Origin of the sequence: Vibrio marinisediminis (assembly GCF_014050145.1) — a bacterium.
GTDB classification, from domain to species: Bacteria; Pseudomonadota; Gammaproteobacteria; order Enterobacterales; family Vibrionaceae; genus Vibrio; species Vibrio marinisediminis.
This window is the reverse complement of the sequence record NZ_JACFYF010000001.1, coordinates 676,377-697,388: the sequence shown is the minus strand read 5'-3', so window position 1 is coordinate 697,388 and position 21,012 is coordinate 676,377. Positions and strand designations below refer to the sequence as shown.

The window sequence follows — 21,012 nt, the reverse complement described above, 5'->3', positions numbered from 1 at the left end:
TTATTTGTATTAAGTTTGTATCGGTTTCGATTACGCTTCTGCAGCTTGCTTAATGCTATACGCCGTTACAGGGTCGATACTTTTTACCAGTTCTTCAACTTGTTTAATAGCATCTACCGCGCTGCTCGCTTTGCGATAACTCAAGTAGATAGGACGACACCAATCTTCTACGCCAGCGACTTTGTGTAGCTGACCAGACGCTAAGAATGGTTCCACCAATGAAGCTGGTAAGTACGCACTGCCGCCTTTCTCAAGAATAAAGTCGAGCGCGATGCGCGCAGTAGACGTTCTTAAGTAAGGTGCCGGGATTTTTGCATGACGTTCAGCATGCTCAGAAACAAACTTCGTCCCCCAATCTACGTAGACGTACTTGTCGGCAAAGACATCCTCAACAGAATGCAATTCTGTCGATACCAGCATCAGCACTACATCCGCCACTTTTTTGCAGTTAAGCTCATCCGCTTTAATCTGATCAAAAGCAAACGACATGTCTAGCGTACGTTCTTGCAAACTACGTATTAACGCTTCTCTGCCCATCACTTCAGCAATAAAACCATAACCATCAAAGGCTTCAGTGGTCGCAATCAAGCAGTTTTGTAGGTATGCGTCCCATACGTTAGGGGTACCACCCATTGTCAGTTGTAGTTTTTTGCCGCTCTCAAGAGAGAGCTCAAGCTTTGCTTGCTGCAATGTCGTCACCATGACTTCGGCATAACTAACTAATCTCTCTCCAGCCGAAGTGAGTTTTATGTTGTTACGGTCACGAATAAATAGCTGAGTGTCAAAATGACTTTCTAATTGTTTGATTCGTGCACTTACCGCAGCTTGGGTTATATATAGATTTTCAGCAGCGCGACCGAAATGGCGCACTTTTGCCAACTCTAAAAACGTTCTAAAGACTTTTACGTCCATTGTTATACCTCAGAAAATAGCGCTGCAAGATTAACAGGGAAATCCACCACAAATAAAGGGAGAATGCGCAAAGTGTTACATGGATTTAACAATATAATTTAATGGCAACGATAGAAATAATTTGTTTTTCTTTTTCCAACTTTACGCCTAATTTTCGCCATATACCAATGCTGATTAGGGCGAACTGGCATTTAGCGGCTCAATAGCACTGGTCTTCGTCCAAAACATACCATTTGAGGTTAATCGAAATGTCTGACACTGAATTCCGTCATGGCAAAAAACGCTTTTACGACAACACTAAATTCCCACGTGGTTTTGCTAAATCTGGTGACTTTACTCTTGCAGAAGAAGAGATCCTAACCATTTTCGGCGACACTATGCTTGGTCTAGAGAATGGCGAACTATCTCCGCAGAATGCTGAAGAGAAGCATTTCGTCAAAGTAATTGAGAACCCAGGTAAAGCAAAAACCAAGCTAGAACGCGTTTGGCTAAAGTACGTCCAGTTAGCTCGTGGTCGTAAACGTTTTCATACCTTAAACGGTCGAAACAAGCCGGAAGCAACTGATGATTACGTTGATGATTCTAGCTTAGTTGAAGAAGACTAATCATTAAAACGCCCCCTACTCTTTGGGGGCGTTTTTGTTTTTGCTACTTCTATCAATAAATTACCTACCCGTTCAAGCCGTCACTCAAACCTCTTTTTTGTTCAACAGCCTTTCCGTCCTAGTCTTAGAAAGGGCTGATTTAATGCCCCAAAAACCCTTCTGATTTTGATTGTTTTTTGAACAACAAAACATAATCGAAACAACAAAATTTATTTGTTTTACTCTGTGTGCTATTTGTCCGTTAATGCGCGCGGACACGTTCCCGTGTCAGGTGTGATATCAGCTCAATCTGATTCATTTTCTTCTCTCTATTTTCGTGAGAATAGATGTGGAAAAAACATCCAAATTAGACCGCGTGCGCGCGGATTACAACGTTCACTACTGGAGCCAAGGTTTCTATGGCATCGATGACCAAGGTGAAGTGTATGTATCCCCTACCCATGACAAAGCGCACCAAATCCCTTTAAGTAACATTGTTGCTCAACTCGAACAAAAGCAGTTGAACCTGCCTGTGCTTGTTCGCTTTCCTCAAATACTGCACCAACGTGTGCACGGAATTTGTGATGCGTTTAATCAAGCCATCGATGAGTACCAATACCCGAACAAATATTTGTTGGTTTATCCAATCAAAGTAAACCAGCAAAAAGAAGTCGTTGATGAGATCCTCGCCAGCCAAGCAAGCCTTGAAACCAAGCAGTTAGGCCTGGAAGCCGGCAGTAAGCCCGAGCTACTCGCGGTACTTGGTCTGGCCCAAAAAGCGAGTTCAGTGATCGTCTGTAACGGATACAAAGACCGTGAATACATCCGTCTTGCACTGATCGGTGAAAAGCTTGGTCATAAAGTCTTCATCGTTCTCGAAAAACTGTCTGAGCTTGATCTGGTATTAAAAGAAGCGAAAAGCCTTGGCGTGAAACCCCGTTTAGGTCTTCGTATTCGCCTTGCCTCACAAGGTGCCGGAAAATGGCAAGCCAGTGGCGGTGAAAAATCGAAGTTCGGTTTATCCGCATCACAAGTGCTCACAGTGATCGATCGCCTCAAGAAAGAAGACCAACTTGATGCGATGCAGTTGGTGCATTTCCATCTTGGTTCCCAAATGGCCAACATTCGCGATATCCGAAATGGTGTCAATGAATCTGCGCGCTTCTACTGCGAACTGCGTGAGATGGGCGCCAAAATCGACTTCTTCGATATTGGCGGTGGTCTTGCCGTGGATTACGACGGTACGCGTAGCCAATCGTCGAACTCAATGAACTATGGCTTGATTGAGTATGCACGCAATATCGTGAGTACCGTTGGTGACGTTTGCCAAGCGTACGGTCAACCAATGCCTGTTATTATCTCTGAATCAGGTCGCTCATTAACCGCGCACCATGCCATGCTGATCACTAACGTTATCGGTACAGAGACATATCAGCCAGAGAATATTGAGACTCTAGAGAGCGATGCTCCAACGCTATTGCAAAATATGTGGCGCAACTGGCAAAACTTGCTTGATGGCAGCGACGCTCGCGCACTGATTGAAATCTACAACGATACGCAAGCTGACCTTGCTGAAGTGCACTCACAGTTTGCCACCGGCGTATTGAACCTACAGCAACGTGCATGGGCTGAGCAGATGTCTCTACGCATCTACTTTGACTTAAGCCGAGCAATGAGCAACAAGAACCGTTTCCACCGCCCAATTTTGGATGAGCTAAACGAACGTTTAGCGGATAAGTTCTTTGTAAACTTCTCACTGTTCCAGTCACTACCTGACGCATGGGGTATTGACCAAGTTTTCCCTGTTCTGCCTCTATCTGGCTTGGACGAGTTGGAAGATCGCCGCGCGGTGATGCTTGATATCACTTGTGACTCTGATGGTGCCATTGAGCAGTATGTTGAAGGTCAAGGTATTGAAACAACGCTGCCTGTTCCAGCTTGGAGCACTGACAAGCCATACTTAATGGGCTTCTTCTTAGTCGGCGCTTATCAAGAGATTCTTGGTGACATGCACAACCTGTTTGGCGACACCCACAGCGCTGTAGTAACAGTGAACGAGCAAGGTGAAGCCATTATTGAGCGAATCGATGAAGGCGACTCTGTTGAAGACATGCTACGTTACGTACACATTGACGTAGACAACATTCGAGAGCATTATCGCGAGCTCGTCAACAAACGGGTTGACCAAAAAGAACAACAACAGGTACTGCAAGAACTGGAACAAGGTCTGTGTGGGTACACCTACTTAGAGGATTTTTGAATGAATGATTTGTTTAACAAAACTGATTATTCACTTTACTCGAACTCGATGAGTTTTATGCGTCGTCCTTACCTACGCAACCCAATCGGCAGTGATGCAGATGTGGTTGTGCTGGGTGTGCCGCTAGATATGGCCACTTCTGGTCGTCCTGGTGCGCGTATGGGACCGGATGCAATTCGTCGTGCGTCTGTGAACCTTGCATGGGAAGGAAAAAAATTCCCATGGGATTTCAACGTATTCGACCGAGCTAAAGTAATCGATGCTGGCGATCTCGTCTTTGACTGTGGTGACGCAGAAGATTTTACTTACCGTTTAGAAAAAGCGGCGGGTGAAATACTAAAAAATGGCAAAACACTGATGGCACTAGGTGGTGATCACTTCATCACACTGCCAATCCTACGAGCTTACGCTAAGCATCACGGTGAAATGGCGTTGATTCACTTTGACGCACACACGGATACTTATGCAAATGGCAGTGCGTACGACCATGGCACCATGTTCTACCATGCGCCAAAAGAAGGTCTGATCTCGCCTAAGCATTCCGTGCAAATCGGTATTCGTACCGAATATGAGCAGCAAGATCACGGTTTTAACGTTATCAATGCGATGGAAGCAAACGACATGTCGGCAAACGATATTGTTGAAAAAGTGCGCAGCATTGTCGGTGATAAACCGGTTTACGTAACGTTTGATATTGATTGTTTAGACCCCGCTTTCGCACCAGGCACTGGCACACCAGTCTGTGGTGGTTTGAACTCAGACAAAGTACTTAAAATCCTACGCGGTTTTGCAGGTATGAATGTGGTGGGTATGGATGTGGTTGAAGTGTCTCCCGCTTATGACCATGCTGATATGACAGCGCTTGCCGGTGCCACTGTTGCACTCGAACTGCTGTACGTTTGGGCATCTAAAAAGTCTGCTGAATAAACAAATTCGCACAAAATTTAGCCCGTCATTGAGCCGCTCTCGATGACGGGCTTTTTTATTTCTATCCAACATCACTCCGGCTTGTGTGCGCATTTTGTCGTAAACATGTCAATCTGATTCAACGTCGGAATTTCAATATCAACGTTGAGATCACCTCTTCGCTATAAGCTACTCGAATTAGATTTTGGATTTCATTAACCTACCGCCTGAATAACCTCCATCAAGAAGTAGAGTTAACAATGATTGAACGTCAAGAAACCAAACAACGTATGAGCCGTATCGTAAAACACAACGGTACTATCTACTTATGTGGTCAAGTTGCTGCTGATGCGAACACCGGTATTACTGAACAAACTCAAACCATGCTAGACAAGGTTGACACTCTGCTTGAGCAAGCAGGTAGCTCACGTGAGCATATGCTGTCAGCAACCATCTACATCAAAGACATGAAAGACTTTGCTGAAATGAACGCGGTTTGGGATGCATGGGTTCCTGAAGGTCACGCACCAGCGCGCGCTTGTGTTGAAGCAAGTATGGCGCGTGAAGAATTGTTGGTTGAGATTTCAGTGATTGCCGCTGAGAAGTAAATACCAATTCGGTTTGTGGCTCTAGCTTAGGCTATTGCCACACCTATCTTCTTTGACACGTCGTACAGCCACGACACGCTTGTCGAGTCGTCTTATCTAAACGCGAACGCTGAATTTTGCAGTAAGCATTTTTTAATGCGCGGCGCGCAGCAAACCAGTCTTGAGGCTTTTCTAAAATTAGATAGCCATTAAAACGCTTCACCAACTCTATTCGGTACTGATTAATAAATTGGCTATCGTAGCCAATCTCAAAATAGTCCAAAGCTTGTTCTATCGATGTGAAGCTGGCAATCGTGCTTTGAATATCGCTACTCATTATTAGGTTCTTCTGAGTCGTGTATCCACTAAAGATACCACACTCTTATCGCCATCCCTCACTTTGCGCGTCAATCAACGCCATCCATAGCGGTAGGCATTGCCCCACCATGCCATTGCTTGTATATTCACCTCACTTGAGAGTCCAAGGAGTCGCCAAGTGAACGCGTGTAACCATTCTAACACGAACGAGTAAACCCGAGTTCACTTGAGCAATAGGTGCTTTCACCCATGTCATTATTTGGCAGGCGTGTGAGCACTTGGAATTCAGCGAACCCTGCCTTATCGAATTATCGAGGTAAACAGAACATTATGATTCGTCCATTACGCGCAGAGGATCTTAACCAAGTTGTCGAACTTTGGTATTGCACTTCAGTGCTCGCCCACGACTTTATCCCTCAAGAGTTTTGGTATAGCCAAAAACAAGCGATGCATGACATCTACTTGCCCAACAGTAACACTTGGGTCTACGAGCAAGGTGATTGTATCTTAGGCTTTATTGCCTATTACCAAGGCTTTATTCCTGCATTGTTTGTATCGCCAAACGCACAATCTCAAGGTATTGGTCAGCAATTACTCGACAGCCTGAAACAACTACATAACCCATTACAACTCGCGGTATACGCAGAAAATCAGCGCGCCCATCAGTTTTACCTAAAACAAGGTTTTCAAGAGATCGAACGTAGGGTTTGTGAACACACCCAGCACGATGAAATTGTCATGGCTTGGCAAGCGAGCGCTTAAGTAAGGTCATTTCTCGAGTGGTCAGATAGCAAAACGCCCAGTTCTCAATACATGAACTGGGCGTTTTCAGATGGCTAACTTAGTGGCGTTGGAACTATGCCCACAACACCATTGCGATCATCGTCAGCGCACCAATACAGACAACGTTAAGCACCAAGCCGACACGCATCATTTCGCTTTGTTTCACATGCCCTGAGCCAAACACTATTGCGTTCGGCGGGGTTGCTACGGGAAGCATAAAGGCACACGACGCAGCCACGGCAATCAGCACAGATAAAATTACTGGCGACATGCCAAAGGCTTCTGCCACGGTCGCAAAGACGGGTATCAGTAGCGCGGCACTGGCGGTATTACTGGCAAATTCCGTTAAGAACACCACAAATACAGCAATCACTGCGATGATAAAGAAAATGCCAAGGTGAGCAATTAAATCACTCAATCCATTCGCGAGGAAGACACTCGTCCCCGTCGCTTTGAGCACATTACTCAAACAGATACCGCCACCAAACAATAGCAATACGCCCCAGTCAGCCGTTTTCTCAATGTCTTTCCAGTGTACGACTCGAGCAAAGTTAACCGCGACAATCGCCGCAAGTGCAACAATGGTATCAAACTTAGCGTAACCGCCCAGCATGGCATTAATTGGCTTACTGAAAATCCAGAAGAACACTGTCGCCGCAAAAATAGCCAATGTAACGACTTTACCTTTATCCCATTGAACAGGTTCATGGTTAAGTTCGAACTCACCTTGAAGATCGGGTTTCAATACGGCGTATAACACCACAATGGCTAAAGGCAATAGAATCGCCGCAGTCGGCAAACCAAAACTCATCCATTCAGTAAAAGTGAGCCCCACTTCAGCAGCAGCAATCGCGTTTGGCGGGCTACCAACGATAGTCGCAATACCGCCAAGGCTGGCACTGTAAGCAATACCCAGTAGCACAAATACATACGTTTTATGGCCACTTTCTTCATTTACTTTACTCAGAACACCTAAGACCAAAGGCAACATCATTGCCGTGGTAGCTGTGTTACTGATCCACATTGAGAGCATTGCCGTCACACCAAACAGCATGAATACCGCTACACTCATTTTGCCTTTGGCAATGATCAACACTTTGTCTGCGATAACTTTATCAAGCCCTTGTCGATGCATTGCTGCCGCTAAGGCAAACCCACCAAGGAATAAGAAAATTATTGAGTTGGCGAAATTGTTCAATGCTGTTTGAGTATTAAACACACCAAACAACACCGCCATAATGGGTACGAGGATAGCCGTCACCGTGACATGCAAAGCCTCGGTAAGCCAAAGAATGGCAACAAAAACCAGCATGCTGATCCCCAGCACCACTTGAGGATCAAAAGGTAGGGTAAAGTAGAGAGTTATAAACAACGCAACGTCTGCGAGGATTATTAGGCTGTTTCGGTTGATTAACCACTCCCGGGTATTGTTGGGCAAGGGGACACTATCATTTCTATTCATTGTTATTTTCCTTATGAGGGCCTTTAGGCATAGCAAATGATCCCACATAACCCTCTAAGGAAATATTTTGTTTTGCGAATTTGTTAACCACTTCAAAATAATGGTTATAGATGTTAAGAATTTGATTTATCTATTAACTTATCAAAACTATCCATCACTTGATCGCACTTCATAACGCGCCCATGACCTTGCCCATGAGTTGTAACCAGCGTCACATTTTCCATCTCTTGTGCCGCCCTTTGTGAAACCGAATACTTAGTAAATTTATCGGCTTCATCGTGAACAATGATGGTTGGCGATTGACGAAGTTTCAACTTATTGTAGGGATCAACCGATTGAATAGGGTATCGATAGTGATCTTCTAACTCTTTGACAACAGCATTGAACAAACGCATTGAATACCCTGAGCGAGCAACGCTACTAAATAGGTTATCTAGGTAATCCAATACTGGTGCAATCAGCAATAGCGGTTTGTCTGCTAGTTTGGCATGGTGGCACTCAATAGCAGAAGCTGTGCCCATACTGTGCCCCACTAAACCCGCGACGTCATCGACACTATCTAATATCGCTTCCAAGCCAGCCACGAATGCCGGAATATGACCATAAACCCCTTCACTCTCTCCGTGCCCTGGGTGGTCATAAGCCAAAGCGGTGTACCCTCGACTCGCAATGTGCTCCATCAAAGGAAAATATTGGCTCGCAGTACCTGACCAACCATGCGTCAATACCCATACAGGACCAGCACCTAATGAATAAGTGGTTAAGTTACCCTCTTTTGATGCCACACTCCCTTTGATAACCTCGTGAGGCTGACTGTTTTTGGGCTGAGTTCGTACTGGCGTTAGCAGCAAACTGCGTGCGGTCTTCTCAGCATGCTTAGGTGCGATGGTGTGGTGCAATCGGGTAGAAATATTGATCAAGCTGCGTTTAAAACTGAACTTGTTCGAGGTGTTAAAATAAATCTTCTCACTCATAGTACCTGTCCTTAGGGTACACATATCCTGTTTAACTCGGATTGCATATTGGTTATGTCTGTTTCTCAGCCTGTTCGATGGCGACGCTAAATAAAGGTCCCTAAAAACGAACGACCGTGCTTTTTAATTGGCAAAAAAAGTGAATAACATTGTCGCCATTCACCCATTAAATTAAGGTGTCGTCCAATCCGCTAATAAGCGATCAACTCCTTGCCAAAAATGCGCCTGACTTGCCTGTTCGCCACGTAGTGAGTAAAACAGATGCGCACTAAGGTAAAGACCATAAAGTTCAAAAGCGGCTTGCTCACAATCAAGATCGGCTCTGAATTGTTGGTTGTCTCGCCCTTTACGTAATTGAATCGTTAAGTAATCAATCCACTTTAAAATGGTGGCTTTTAACTGCTGCTGAATAAGGGTTTGCTCACTGCTGCTGGTTTCTTTCCATGCATCTAAAAACATGCAGCTACCTTGGAAAGAATGATTCCAGCCCAACCAGTGGTCCAACAGAGCTTTGAATTTATCGATGATGTTTTCATCACCTAAACTGCGTGCGGGCTCTATCACTCGCTCGGCAAAGACATGATTAGCATGTCCAAGCACCGACAGCTGTAAGTTCTCTTTAGAGTTAAAATGAGCGAACAGACCACTTTTAGACATACTGCACTGCTTGGCCAATTCGCCTATCGTCAAACTCTCTAAACCATTTTTACTCGCAAGCTCAAATGCCGTGGCTAATATGGCTTCACGAGTTAATCGCCCTTTACTCATAGCACTACCATTAGTGAACACTACATAAGTTTTAGCACGAACGTTCTATTTTTCAATCAATTTGACAAAGATCCGACCAGTTACAAGCTTGATTTGCGTCTCGAAATAAATAAATTTTGCTTAAAATTGCCTGGTGTATTGACGTATATCCATTGAATTTAAACGTTTTCCTGCTAGGTTGGGCTCGATTTGATTATTTAAAGTTGTCGTTATGCAAACCCAAAAAATTACCAGCATTGAACTCGGGCGTCTTATTGCAATTTTCGTTGTTGTTGCAATGCACTGCCAGATGTTCCTCACTTATTTTCTCTATCAAGATACGCCATGGGTCGGTTTGATATTCAACCAGTCAACCCGTTTTGCCGTGCCGTTATTCTTCTTAATCTCCGGTTATTTGATCCAACCGAAGTTAACAGCCGCACCAATGGAAACACTGAATAGCTACTGCGCTCCACTAATACGCGTGTTCCTAGTTTGGAGCGTAATTTGCCTACTAATGCCATTTAATTTGCAAACCGTAGTGACTGAAGGCTACTTGGTAGAACGCAGTGGCTACTGGGGTTACTTAGCACAAGCACCGATTAATTCCATGCTTGAAGGCGGCTTAGTACACTTATGGTTTATTCCTGCATTAATGTTTGCGGCGCTGATCAGCGCGGTACTGATCAAAGCAGATAAAGTTCGCTTGCTGCTGCCAATCGCGATAGTGCTGTATGTCTATGGCGTGTTAGCCGGTAGCTACCAAAACATCACTGAGCTTTGGACACCGTTCTTTACCCGCAACGGACCATTTTTCAGTACCTTGATGTTTACGATTGGCTTTATGATCCGCCAGAAGAATATTCAAGCAACCGCATTGCAGGGCGCATTGATGGCGTTAGTTGGTATGGCGCTACACTTTACTGAAGCCTATTTGCTGGTCGAGTATGAGCAATCATTCAATTCCAACGACTTTCTGTTCGGCACGATGCTTTGGGGAACCGGTGTCTTTCTTTTCCTACTGGCAAAGCCAAACCTTGGCAACTCCCCATGGGTTTCTAACCTATCTAAATCGGTACTGCCAATCTACGTTGCACACCTGCCGATCATCATTGTGATGATGAATGTTACTGGCGCACTGCAACTAACAGGACCTGCGAAAGATGCCGCAGTATTATCAGGCACCATCCTACTCACACTACTGCTTGTCAAAGGCATCGAGAAAACCCCACTGAACCGATGGCTGTTTAGATAATAACAAGCCACTCTAACCGCGGGGGGGTAACTTCCCGCGGTGCTATTTTCTACAAAGAATCAAGCCCCTAAGCATGACCCATTAACTGCGTTTTGACTCTGTGCATGGTTTGCTACTTCCGTCGATCATCTCATTTTTACAAAATACTCAATAACACTCGCTTCTCGAGCCATTATTTCTATTTCGGCATGGTATATTGCTGCGCGAATTATAATCAGAAAATAGAGGTGATATTACTATGCATAAGCCTAAATTTGGTTTTTTGTCTCCACAACCATATATGAAAGATGCGTTAGAGGAGATGAAGTCATTTGCCGATATTACTGTTTTGGATCCAAAAAACTGGGAAAGCGATATTGCAAAGAGTATTGCGCAGTGTAAGTCTGAAAATATTCAAAGTGTCGGTGGGTTTGCGCAAAAAGATGCATTCAGTCATATTTTGATTAATGAAGGGCTAGGACAGAAAGCGCCTTCGCGTCTTGCATTTCTCTACTGCATGAATAAGTACCTTATGCGTACGTTAGAGTCGAACCCAAACTATTTTGATTGGGTTGATCCTCTTACCGAAACCAACCAAGAAATTGCTGACAAGATTAAAGAATGGCCATTCATGTTAAAGAATACCTCGCTATCTTTAGGTCGTGGCGTTTTTAAAATTGATAGTAAAGAGAAGCTATTTACTATTCTTGATGAGTACCGTGCAGATTCCGCCTTGCAACAGGGCATTGCTGACAATTACTCTCACTTTATGAATGGTATTGATAAAGCCGATCTACCTGAAATAATCCCTCCTTTCATTGCAGAACACTATGTCGATATGACTAAAGCGATTGAGTACTGCTATGAAGGCTATATTGATGGGGAAGGGAATGTTGTTCACTACGCCCTAACCGAAGAAGTTTACTTCCATAATCACCAAGCATTGGGCTATATCACACCCACTATTTCAGTTGGACCTGAAGTCGCAAAACAAGTCGGAAGCTGGGTTGATGACTATATGGGTCGTCTGGTTGAGCTTGGGTATGTGAATCAGTTCTTTAATATTGAGTTCTGGATCATGCCTGATGGTGACATTGCGTTTGTTGAAATCAATCCTCGCGCAGCTCATAGCTATCACTACAATTACGAGCTTTCGTTTGGCAATAACCTATTCGGCGATAATCTAAAACTTGCTGCAGGTTTGCCAATTACCGATGAAACGCCATGGAATAAATGGAGCAACGGTCAAGCTGGAAAATACACGTTAATCGTACTTATGACAGCAAAAGAAATTGGACGCGCAGGAGATATTCTAGACTACGACTTAATCGAACAACTCTATACTCAGGGTGAAATTGATTACGTTCGCCATACTCGCCAAGCTAATGATGTTCTGACCGAGAGTGATATGACATCTGCTGGTGTTATGCTCATCCAATTCTGGATCTCTGGTACTAAAGAAGAAGTGATTGCCAAAGAGCGAGAGATTCGCGCTAAAGCGTATAAAAAAACTCAAGAGTTACCTGAGTATCCTACTTCTTGGAAATAGACTGACTCCCCTTAATAATAACAGCACCTCAATATGCAGGTGCTGTACTACCTAGACCCAATTATAGGAATTCAGTTATTTGCTGCATTATCAGTAAGTCATTTAGCCACTGGTATACCTTCTAAATCTCTCGCCAATATCAATGCCAAACCAAAGACTTGTAAGAATAAGCTGATATTTCGGTACCAAGCAATGGTTTCGTTCAGTCCAACCAATTGCTCATTGATGGTTAAGTTGTTCAAGTAGAAGTCGTCTATCTGTTTTCGCAGTGTTTGCTGTGCGCTTTCAATCAACCCGGTAATCTGCGCTATGTTTTCCGCAACAAGCTCGGGAATAGGCGCTGCGACCCAATCCGCTAATTGCTGTCCTATCTCAACATCTAATGCCTTCAGCCGTTCATCTTGCACATTGTTCTGCTGCAAATAAAGTAGCGTGAACTCCTTCTTTCGCTCTAGGGTTTCGACTCGATTCCACGCCAACTGAATCGAATAGAGGTTGTCTTGTTTGCGCTCATTGAGAGTCGTCATTTTCGAGCCTAGATCTTCGAGAACAACACTCGACATCAAGATCGCCAATATATTGAGCACTAAACCAATTAACACCAGCAACCATGCTGGTGGCCAATAACGTTTCATCGCTACCATAACTTATCAAACGGTAGGTAAATTAGGTTAAGTACCACCAGCGCAAACATCACCGCAAACGTGAGTTTCATGCCAGTTACGCGCCCCTTTATATTTTCCGCGAGTATAGCTTTGGCGTGGATCACTCGACCGACAAGGAAAAGTATTCCTAAGCCATGAATCAACAGAACATTCGCGCCGTTATGCTCTATCAGGGCTAATAGAATTAAAGTGATAGGAATGTATTCAGCCGCATTGCCTTGCGCGCTGCGGGCAATTTTAAGCTCATCAATCCCGCCATCGGCGTAGGCAACTCGGCTTTTGTGCCGCTGCTTGATCACTTGCACGGCTAACCACATCATCAACAGTGCCAGTAAAGAGGCATAAAGTGCTGTAATCATAGTTTTTTCTCCTTTTCATCAGTGTAGGAGAAAATGGCGAAAGCAATAGAAAAATGCCCCACTATGTTAAGCGGGGCATTAAGGTTAATAGCTTCTGTCTATAACAAGGGAGGCGTTAACTCAGTTTGTAAAATAAGGTCGCCAGAGGCGGTAGACTCATCATTAAAGACTGCGCTAAACCTTGGCTCTCAGTTGCCGTCGTATCTATGTGCTCAAGCACATTGAATTCACTGCCACCATATTTCGATGCATCGGTGTTCAGCAACAGCTGATAACGCCCAGCATGGGGAACTCCAAGATGAAAATGGCTATGCGGTACAGGGGTAAAATTGCTGACGACCAATATACGCTCACCCGCTTCGCTAATACGCTCGTGCGCTAAAATGCTGGTATTAGCATCATCTTGTAAGCGCCATTCAAACCCGCTTGGATCACAATCTAATTCATGCAGCGCTCGTTGCTGCTGATAAAGCATATTCAAATCTCGAGTGAGATTTTGAATACCTTGATGCCTTTCAAACTGCAGTAAGAACCATTGCAATTGATCGTCATGGTTCCATTCGGCGGTTTGCCCCAACTCAGCGCCCATAAAGTTTAGCTTCTTGCCCGGCTGGCCATACATATAGCCATAATAAGCTCTAAGATTCGCGGTTTGCTGCCACTCATCACCCGGCATCTTGTTGTGAATGGAACCTTTACCGTACACCACTTCATCGTGCGACAGTGACAATACATAGTTTTCGCTGTGGGCGTAAATTAGTGGGAAAGTGATGGTATCGTGGTGGTATTTTCGATGAACTGGATCTTCTTTTATGTATGACAGGCTGTCATGCATCCAACCCATATTCCATTTAAAGCCAAAACCTAATCCGCCCAAATAAGTCGGGGCTGAAACACCAGGAAACGCCGTGGATTCTTCCGCAATAGTCATCGCATTAGGGAAGTATTTGTACACTTCTTCGTTCATCCACTTCAACGTCGCAATGGCATCGTAATTTTCATTGCCGCCATCCACATTTGGAACCCATTGGTCGTGACTACGTGAATAATCAAGGTAGAGCATTGAAGCGACCGCATCGACGCGAATGCCATCTATATGGAACAGATCAAACCAATATAATGCATTCGATACCAAGAAGCGTCGCACGTGCTCGCGGCTCATATCATAGATGTAAGAGTTCCAATCTTGATGCCAACCACGGCGAGGATCAGGATCATGATATAACGGTGTACCATCAAAATTAGCAAGACCATGGTCATCCGAAGGGAAATGAGCCGGAACCCAATCAAGGACCACACCAATACCAGCTTGGTGGCAAACATCAACAAAATATTTAAAATCGTCTGGCGTACCAAAACGGCTGGTTGGCGCAAATAAGCCGATAGGTTGATAACCCCATGAGCCATAAAACGGGTGCTCTGAAACTGGCATCAACTCAACATGGGTATAACCCATATCAACGAGATAAGGCACCAGTTGCTCAGCTAAGTCACGATAGTTAAGAAATTGTCCGTGCTCATCTCGTCGCCATGAGCCCGCGTGCAATTCATAAAAGGACAATGCTTGTTTTCGTTTATCGCTCAGTGCTCGTCGCTGCCACTGGCAATCTTTCCATTGGTAACGAGCATGGTCGTAAGTTACCGATGAGAAGGATGGGTGTTGCTCGGCAAAGCTTCCCCAAGGATCGGCTTTGTGCGCAAGGCTTTCACCGTTAGGGCCTTTCATCTCAAATTTGTAACGCACACCTTCGGTTAAATTGGGAATGAAAATACCCCAAATACCGTAATCTAAGCGCTGCATTGGCGTACGTCGACCGTCCCAATGGTTGAAATCAGCAATCAGGCTACAAGCGCTAGCATGTGGTGCGTAAACGAGAAAGCGCACGCCAGAAATTAACTTTCCGTCTCGCTCCAAGGTAATGAACTGCGCCCCCATATGACGATACATATTTTTAGGGGTGTGCAGATCATCGTATTCCGCGTAAATCGTATGGTATTGGTATGGGTCATCGATCGTTTGCTCAACCCCAGCCCAATCCACGGCTAACTGGTAATGGCTATAGCGTAAATCTCGCTTTTGAGCCAATACAAAGCCGCCCTCAACTTCACGCGTCAAAGGGATTGGCGATTCCCCCTCTAGCAACAATTCAACTTTATCCGCCCCCGGCATCCACACTCTTAATGAGCCGTGTTGAGGATCAAGATAAGGACCAATGAAAGAAAATGGGTCAGCAAACGAAGCGTCGGAAAGCTGGTTATAAGCCTGTGCTCTTTTTTCAACAGTGGTGTTCAAGTTATTCTCTCCCTAACCTAACTTTCATCTTGCTAGTCAAACGCTAGCTCTACACTAACAAGCAAAAACTCGCCTATGGTCATTCCGTCCAGCGAGTCAAAATATATTGATACACTTGAGCATCTTTCGATGCCCAAGTATATACATACTATCTAAATTGAGTCTGCTCGTGAGTGAACAGATCAAAGTTTTTCTTATCTATCCATTAGTTGTAATGAATCTGCAATCGAAACCAAACGTGAATGGCGCTCACGGCAAAGTGCAGTAGCGCAAACTCAGCACGATGACGCTTTACTCCTCATTTGTGACAAGCTGTCGGCAATACGATTCACCGCATCTAAGCCAAACAAATGCTCTAGATCCATAGACAACTTACGTCGCCAGTTCGGGTATTCATTGACGGTACCCGGAATATTGACCGGTTGATCCATCTCTAACCAATCTTCTAACTGAACACTAAGTAAGGTGGATGACCCAGCCGCAACATGCAGTTGCAAAGCTTCAGCTAGGTAGGCATCCATAGGCACCAATGAAGCATCTTGCCCAACGCCTTCAGGAAGCAGTCCATGCCAAGCCACTGAGTTCAAAATACCTTGTTTGCTCTTTAATCGATCATCAAACAAACCAAGCAATTGCTCTTCATTGGGGTACAAACCCAGCTCTTTACCCATTTTTAAATCATCGCAATGCCAGAAGCCTCTTAGTGTTGGCATATCATGGGTACATAAAGCTGCCATTGATTGGCTAGCGTAGTGCGCGGGTGACAAATAACCACCATCTTGCTTGGATGTCTCGAAGAAGAATACCTTGTATGAGTGAACACCAGCGTCACGCAATTTATCCACGATTTCATCAGGTACGGTACCTAAATCCTCGCCGATCACACTGCACTGATGACGGTGTGACTCTAACGCCAAAATTGCCAGCATCTCATCGACAGCGTAGTAAACGTATGCCCCACGGGTTGCGTTCTCGCCTTTCGGAATCCACCACAAACGCAGCAGACCCAAAACGTGGTCAATTCGCAAAGCGCCACAATGTTGCATGTTGGCGCGCAACAACTTGATATAAGCGTCATAACCAGTTGCTTGTAGTGTTTCTGGGTTAAGTGGTGGCAGCCCCCAGTTTTGACCAAGCGGACCCAATATATCTGGCGGTGCACCAATACTGACATCTTGTACTAAATTGCCTTCGTCAGCCCAGGTTTCTGCACCCGAGTCCGCCACGCCCACGGCGAGATCTCGGTACAAACCCAATGCCATACCTTTACTGTCAGCAAGCACTTGAGCTTCATTGACTTGGCAATCAGCAATCCATTGTAAATACATATACAGATGAACTTGGTCACGTTGCTTGGCTATAAACTGTTGTACCGCTTGGTTACTGAACTTACGGTACTCCTCAGGGAATACCGGCCAACCCCACATGGATGAGTCTTGTTGATACAACTGTGCATGCAATGCATCAAAAGCCGCCTGATGAAGCAAGCTTTCACCACCTTGCTCAACAAATTCTAAAAACTGCTTTGCGCGCTCACTATCACAATCCAAATGGCGGGCTTTAAACTCTTGGAACAACAGCGGTAGCACACTTAATTTAAGCGCGGCAACTTCACTGTAGTTAACCCAATGGGCATCACGTGCACTTTGTAGCCTTTGTTGAAACTCAGCACTACCCACTATTTGCTGCGCATCCGCGCTTAAAGCAAACTCAGGTACAGAGCACACATCAATATATAGAATATTCAACCAACGACGAGAAGACGGGCTGTAAGGGCTTGCCGCTTCTGGGTTAGCTGGAAACAATGAGTGAATAGGGTTAAGCCCAACAAAGTCACCACCGCGAGAAGCAATTTCCGCCACCAGCTGCTTAAGATCACCAAAATCTCCGATACCCCAGTTGTGGCTACTTTTAAGAGTATAAAGCTGAATGCTTGGACCCCACATCTTCTTGCCCTGCTCCATCGCGGGTTGCTTAAAGCAAGTTTGCGGCGTAACAATCAAACCAGCGCGATACGGTGTTTTGCGCCTTTTTCTCTCAATCGATAATTGATGATAACCCCAAGGTAAATCACTCGGCAGTGCCACCACAAGAGCCCCACCCTCTTGGCGCTCATCACGCGCAACGTTTCCCGTGACTAATCCTGAGATTGTCTCACCCTGCTCGGTAAGAATTGACCAATTAAAATCACTCTCTCGAATGCTCGCACCAATATTCAATGCAATCTCATTTGGCTGACCATCTCGCAATACGAATACTGGGGCAAGCACATCACGCTTCGCTTTCTTATCTGCACTCGCCAGCAGCGCTTCATCACTGTCAGTGTTGTAACCTAATGACGCGAGTATATGCAGAATACTCTCTTGCTCTACCTTGGCTTCATCACCCCAAGCGCTGATGTAAGAATCAGCAATATTGGCAACGTCAGCAGCCTGTTTTAATACTGTTTGATTTATCATAACCCTCTCCGAAAACTCGGCTCGGTTGTAGATTCAGACCACCAACAAGTGCGACAAGCACCGGATGAGTGGTCTGCTCACATTAACGCTTAACGCTTTCTAGCTGCCAAATATTGTTAACGTAATCTCGAATGCTTCGATCAGAACTGAACTTACCCACTAACGCGGTGTTCAAAATGGCTTTCTTCGCCCAACCTTGTTGGTCACGATACTGAGCGTCAATCGCTTCATGCGCTTCCACATAAGCGGCGAAATCAGCCAACACCAGATATGGGTCACCACCGTCTAGCAAGCTGTCGTATGTCGATCTTAATTTACCGACTTCACCCGGCGTAAACTCATCACCCACCAGTAGTTCAAGCGAGGCTTTTAGCAGTGGGTCGGCATTGTAGTACAAGTATGGGTTGTAACCTGACGCATGTAAGCGTTCAACTTCATCCACTTCTAAGCCAAAGATGTAGATATTCTCATCTCCGACTTCTTCACGAATTTCAACGTTAGCGCCGTCCATCGTACCTATGGTCAGTGCGCCATTGAGCGCCATTTTCATGTTACCCGTGCCTGATGCTTCTTTACCCGCGGTTGAGATTTGCTCTGACACATCCGCCGCTGGAATGATGATCTCCGCCATACTAACGCGGTAATCCGGTAGGAAAACGACTTTGAGTTTGTTGTTGATGCGGGGATCGTTATTAACCTTTTCAGCGATCTTGTTGATCGCATAAATGATCTCTTTAGCTAAGTGATAGCCCGGCGCAGCTTTAGCGGCAAAAATAAACACCCTTGGCACCATGTCAAAATCAGCGTCATTGAGCAAACGATGATAAAGCGACAAGATGTGCAACATGTTCAAGTGTTGACGCTTATATTCATGCAGACGTTTAATTTGCACGTCAAATATCGCATTGGTATCCAATTCGATATTCATATTGTCTTGTACCCAATCGGCTAGACGTTGCTTATTGGCTTTTTTCACCGCCATAAACTGCTGCTGAAATTCCGTATCATCCGCAAACTGAGAAATCGCTTCGAGTTGATCTAAATCGGCTGCCCACTGCTTACCAATTTTGTCGGTAATAAGTTGGCTCAAACCCGGATTACAGAATTTCAACCAGCGACGAGGTGTCACACCATTGGTGACGTTGTGCAATCGAGTTGGATATAACTCATGGAACTCTGGGAACAAATCGCGCTTAACCAAATCAGAGTGCAGCGCTGCCACACCATTCACCGCGTATGAACCAACCACACACAAGTTCGCCATGCGCACCATACGGTGGAAACCTTCTTGAATGATGGAAAGCTTACGCTGCTTAGACACATCACCTGGCCATTTCGCACGAACTTCTTTTAAGAACAGGTGGTTAATTTGATAAATGATTTCCATATGACGAGGAAGCAAACGCTGGATCAATGATTCACTCCACGTTTCTAACGCTTCAGGCAATAAGGTGTGATTGGTATAGGCAAACGTCTTAGAACAGATGACCCAAGCTTCATCCCAACCCATGCCTTTTTCATCAACAAAAATGCGCATTAACTCTGGAATAGCGATAGTGGGGTGCGTGTCGTTAAGTTGAATAGTTTCGTACTTCGGTAACGATGCCAATGTATGTCCAGCCTCTTCATGGCGACGCAAAATATCTCGCACCGAGGCCGCACTGTGGAAATACTGCTGCATCAGACGCAGTGTTTTGCCTTTCTCATGGTTATCATTTGGGTAGAGAACTTTGGTGATGTTACCAGCATCAATCAGCGCGTGCTGCGCTTCAAAATAGTTACCATTATTAAAGCTTTCCAATGAGAAAGGCGCGATGGCTTGGCATTCCCAAAGTCTTAAAGGATAAACGGTATTACTTTGATAACCGACGATTGGAATGTCCCAAGGCATCGCTTTCACAACCATACCTGGCACCCAGCGACGCAGCTCACGACCGTTATCTTGGACTACTTCAACATGCCCATAAAAACCTATCTCTTGCGCGAGATCCGGTCTGGCAATTTCCCATGGGTAACCTTCAACACCACACCATGCATCAGGCGCCTCTTTTTGATGCCCTTGTTCAAAGGATTGCTTGAATAACCCGTACTCATAGTGCAAGCCGTAGCCCACAGTAGGAAACTCTTGCGCTGCCAGCGAATCCATAAAACACGCGGCCAGTCGACCTAAGCCACCGTTACCGAGTGAAGGGTCTCGCTCTTCTTCAAGTAGATCGGTTAAGCTCTGACCAAGCTCTCCCATTGCCTGTGTGACTTCTTCATACAGACCAATACTAATCAGGTTATTACCGGTAAGGCGCCCAATCAAAAACTCTAAAGATAAATAGTTAACACTCTTGGCGTTACGGATCCTTTCATCTTGTTCAGTTTCCAATAGATCAAAAGTCGTTAATTCGGCTAATGCTCGCCCCATCGCCAAGTACCAAGCTCGGCTTGATGCTTTCTCTATCGTGGTGGCGTAAGTTGAGCTGAGGTGCTTTTTAACACTGGTTTGAAATGATGCTTTATCGAATTGAATTTGCTGTGTCGGTTTCATCGATGAAATCTCTTCTAGTTACCCTATTGGCTATCGTGCAAAGACATCAGCAACAACGCATCCTCCTACTTCAGCCTCTAACAGGATGAGATACAGAGGCGTAGATTGCCCCTACCCCCTAAATGCGTGACGCAGATCGAGTTATCTTTGGTTTTCAGGTACATCTTTAACGACAGTGATCACAATCAGCTCGCAACGACGTACCTCAATCTCGGCGACATATCTAGCAAACTTGTCGTGTGATAAATTGAATTATGCAAAATAGATCACACTTTGCTGGCTGAGAGCAGACGAAGATTGAAACGATTCGACCTAATAAGCGGATTTTCCTGCACAACACACGCATAAAATTGATTGCTATCACATTTTTAAGGCGTAGACAGC

At 45.0% G+C, this 21,012-nt stretch carries 17 protein-coding genes; 7 read left to right on the top strand and 10 right to left on the bottom strand.

The features are described from left to right. Window positions 1-30: 30 nt before the first annotated feature. Window positions 31-912, bottom strand: coding sequence for a LysR family transcriptional regulator (locus tag H2O73_RS03185; protein WP_182106438.1), 882 nt, complete (start codon window positions 910-912; stop codon window positions 31-33). 248 nt (window positions 913-1,160) lie between these two features. Here H2O73_RS03185 and H2O73_RS03180 point away from each other — a divergent pair, with 248 nt between their 5' ends. The 4 genes from H2O73_RS03180 (at window position 1,161) to H2O73_RS03165 (ending at window position 5,270) form a co-directional block, all read left to right on the top strand. Beyond that, window positions 1,161-1,517: a MaoP family protein gene (locus tag H2O73_RS03180; RefSeq protein WP_182106436.1), complete on the top strand. Its 357-nt coding sequence runs from the start codon at window positions 1,161-1,163 to the stop codon at window positions 1,515-1,517. Window positions 1,518-1,845: 328 nt separating this feature from the next. Further along, the gene (speA, locus tag H2O73_RS03175; protein WP_368737143.1) at window positions 1,846-3,756 is read left to right on the top strand and encodes an arginine decarboxylase; all 1,911 of its coding nucleotides are present in this window, start codon (window positions 1,846-1,848) and stop codon (window positions 3,754-3,756) included. After that, a complete protein-coding gene (speB, locus tag H2O73_RS03170) occupies window positions 3,757-4,683 on the top strand; it encodes an agmatinase (RefSeq protein ID WP_182106432.1) in 927 nt (308 codons plus the stop codon). A gap of 239 nt (window positions 4,684-4,922) precedes the next feature. Beyond that, window positions 4,923-5,270, top strand: coding sequence for a RidA family protein (locus tag H2O73_RS03165; RefSeq protein WP_182106430.1), 348 nt, complete (start codon window positions 4,923-4,925; stop codon window positions 5,268-5,270). Between the two features lie 43 nt (window positions 5,271-5,313). On the opposite strand, the gene H2O73_RS03160 is transcribed toward H2O73_RS03165, so the two are convergent. Continuing rightward, entirely contained in the window at window positions 5,314-5,586 is a 273-nt protein-coding gene (locus tag H2O73_RS03160) for a nitrogenase-stabilizing/protective protein NifW (RefSeq protein WP_220457445.1), read from the bottom strand. Between the two features lie 230 nt (window positions 5,587-5,816). On the opposite strand from H2O73_RS03160, the gene H2O73_RS03155 reads away from it, so the two are divergent. After that, window positions 5,817-6,329 carry an N-acetyltransferase gene (locus H2O73_RS03155; protein ID WP_220457444.1) on the top strand — a complete coding sequence of 171 codons (513 nt, stop codon included), beginning with the start codon at window positions 5,817-5,819 and terminating at the stop codon, window positions 6,327-6,329. A gap of 94 nt (window positions 6,330-6,423) precedes the next feature. On the opposite strand, the gene H2O73_RS03150 is transcribed toward H2O73_RS03155, so the two are convergent. The 3 genes from H2O73_RS03150 to H2O73_RS03140 all read right to left on the bottom strand — a co-directional run bounded on the left by H2O73_RS03150 (window position 6,424) and on the right by H2O73_RS03140 (window position 9,554). Then, complete coding sequence (locus H2O73_RS03150) at window positions 6,424-7,812, bottom strand: SLC13 family permease (protein WP_182106428.1); 1,389 nt, start codon at window positions 7,810-7,812, stop codon at window positions 6,424-6,426. 113 nt (window positions 7,813-7,925) lie between these two features. Continuing rightward, window positions 7,926-8,786: an alpha/beta fold hydrolase gene (locus H2O73_RS03145; RefSeq protein ID WP_182106426.1), complete on the bottom strand. Its 861-nt coding sequence runs from the start codon at window positions 8,784-8,786 to the stop codon at window positions 7,926-7,928. Window positions 8,787-8,957: 171 nt separating this feature from the next. Continuing rightward, on the bottom strand, window positions 8,958-9,554 hold the full coding sequence (locus H2O73_RS03140; RefSeq protein WP_182106424.1) for a TetR/AcrR family transcriptional regulator: 597 nt from the start codon (window positions 9,552-9,554) through the stop codon (window positions 8,958-8,960). Window positions 9,555-9,765: 211 nt separating this feature from the next. On the opposite strand from H2O73_RS03140, the gene H2O73_RS03135 reads away from it, so the two are divergent. Together H2O73_RS03135 and H2O73_RS03130 are read left to right on the top strand one after the other, a co-directional pair. After that, complete coding sequence (locus tag H2O73_RS03135; protein ID WP_182106422.1) at window positions 9,766-10,788, top strand: acyltransferase; 1,023 nt, start codon at window positions 9,766-9,768, stop codon at window positions 10,786-10,788. 238 nt (window positions 10,789-11,026) lie between these two features. After that, complete coding sequence (locus tag H2O73_RS03130) at window positions 11,027-12,316, top strand: ATP-grasp domain-containing protein (RefSeq protein WP_182106420.1); 1,290 nt, start codon at window positions 11,027-11,029, stop codon at window positions 12,314-12,316. A gap of 98 nt (window positions 12,317-12,414) precedes the next feature. On the opposite strand, the gene H2O73_RS03125 is transcribed toward H2O73_RS03130, so the two are convergent. The 5 genes from H2O73_RS03125 to H2O73_RS03105 all read right to left on the bottom strand — a co-directional run bounded on the left by H2O73_RS03125 (window position 12,415) and on the right by H2O73_RS03105 (window position 20,628). Next, entirely contained in the window at window positions 12,415-12,960 is a 546-nt protein-coding gene (locus H2O73_RS03125) for a DNA mismatch repair protein (protein ID WP_438696032.1), read from the bottom strand. Continuing rightward, complete coding sequence (locus H2O73_RS03120) at window positions 12,954-13,340, bottom strand: MAPEG family protein (RefSeq protein WP_182106418.1); 387 nt, start codon at window positions 13,338-13,340, stop codon at window positions 12,954-12,956. Before H2O73_RS03120 ends, H2O73_RS03125 begins: the two co-directional genes overlap by 7 nt. A gap of 115 nt (window positions 13,341-13,455) precedes the next feature. Further along, window positions 13,456-15,633 carry a 1,4-alpha-glucan branching protein GlgB gene (gene glgB, locus H2O73_RS03115; protein ID WP_182106417.1) on the bottom strand — a complete coding sequence of 726 codons (2,178 nt, stop codon included), beginning with the start codon at window positions 15,631-15,633 and terminating at the stop codon, window positions 13,456-13,458. Window positions 15,634-15,908: 275 nt separating this feature from the next. Further along, window positions 15,909-18,092, bottom strand: a complete 2,184-nt coding sequence (gene malQ, locus H2O73_RS03110; protein WP_182106415.1) for a 4-alpha-glucanotransferase — start codon at window positions 18,090-18,092, stop codon at window positions 15,909-15,911. A gap of 82 nt (window positions 18,093-18,174) precedes the next feature. Beyond that, the gene (locus H2O73_RS03105) at window positions 18,175-20,628 is read right to left on the bottom strand and encodes a glycogen/starch/alpha-glucan phosphorylase (protein WP_182106413.1); all 2,454 of its coding nucleotides are present in this window, start codon (window positions 20,626-20,628) and stop codon (window positions 18,175-18,177) included. Window positions 20,629-21,012 lie beyond the last annotated feature (384 nt).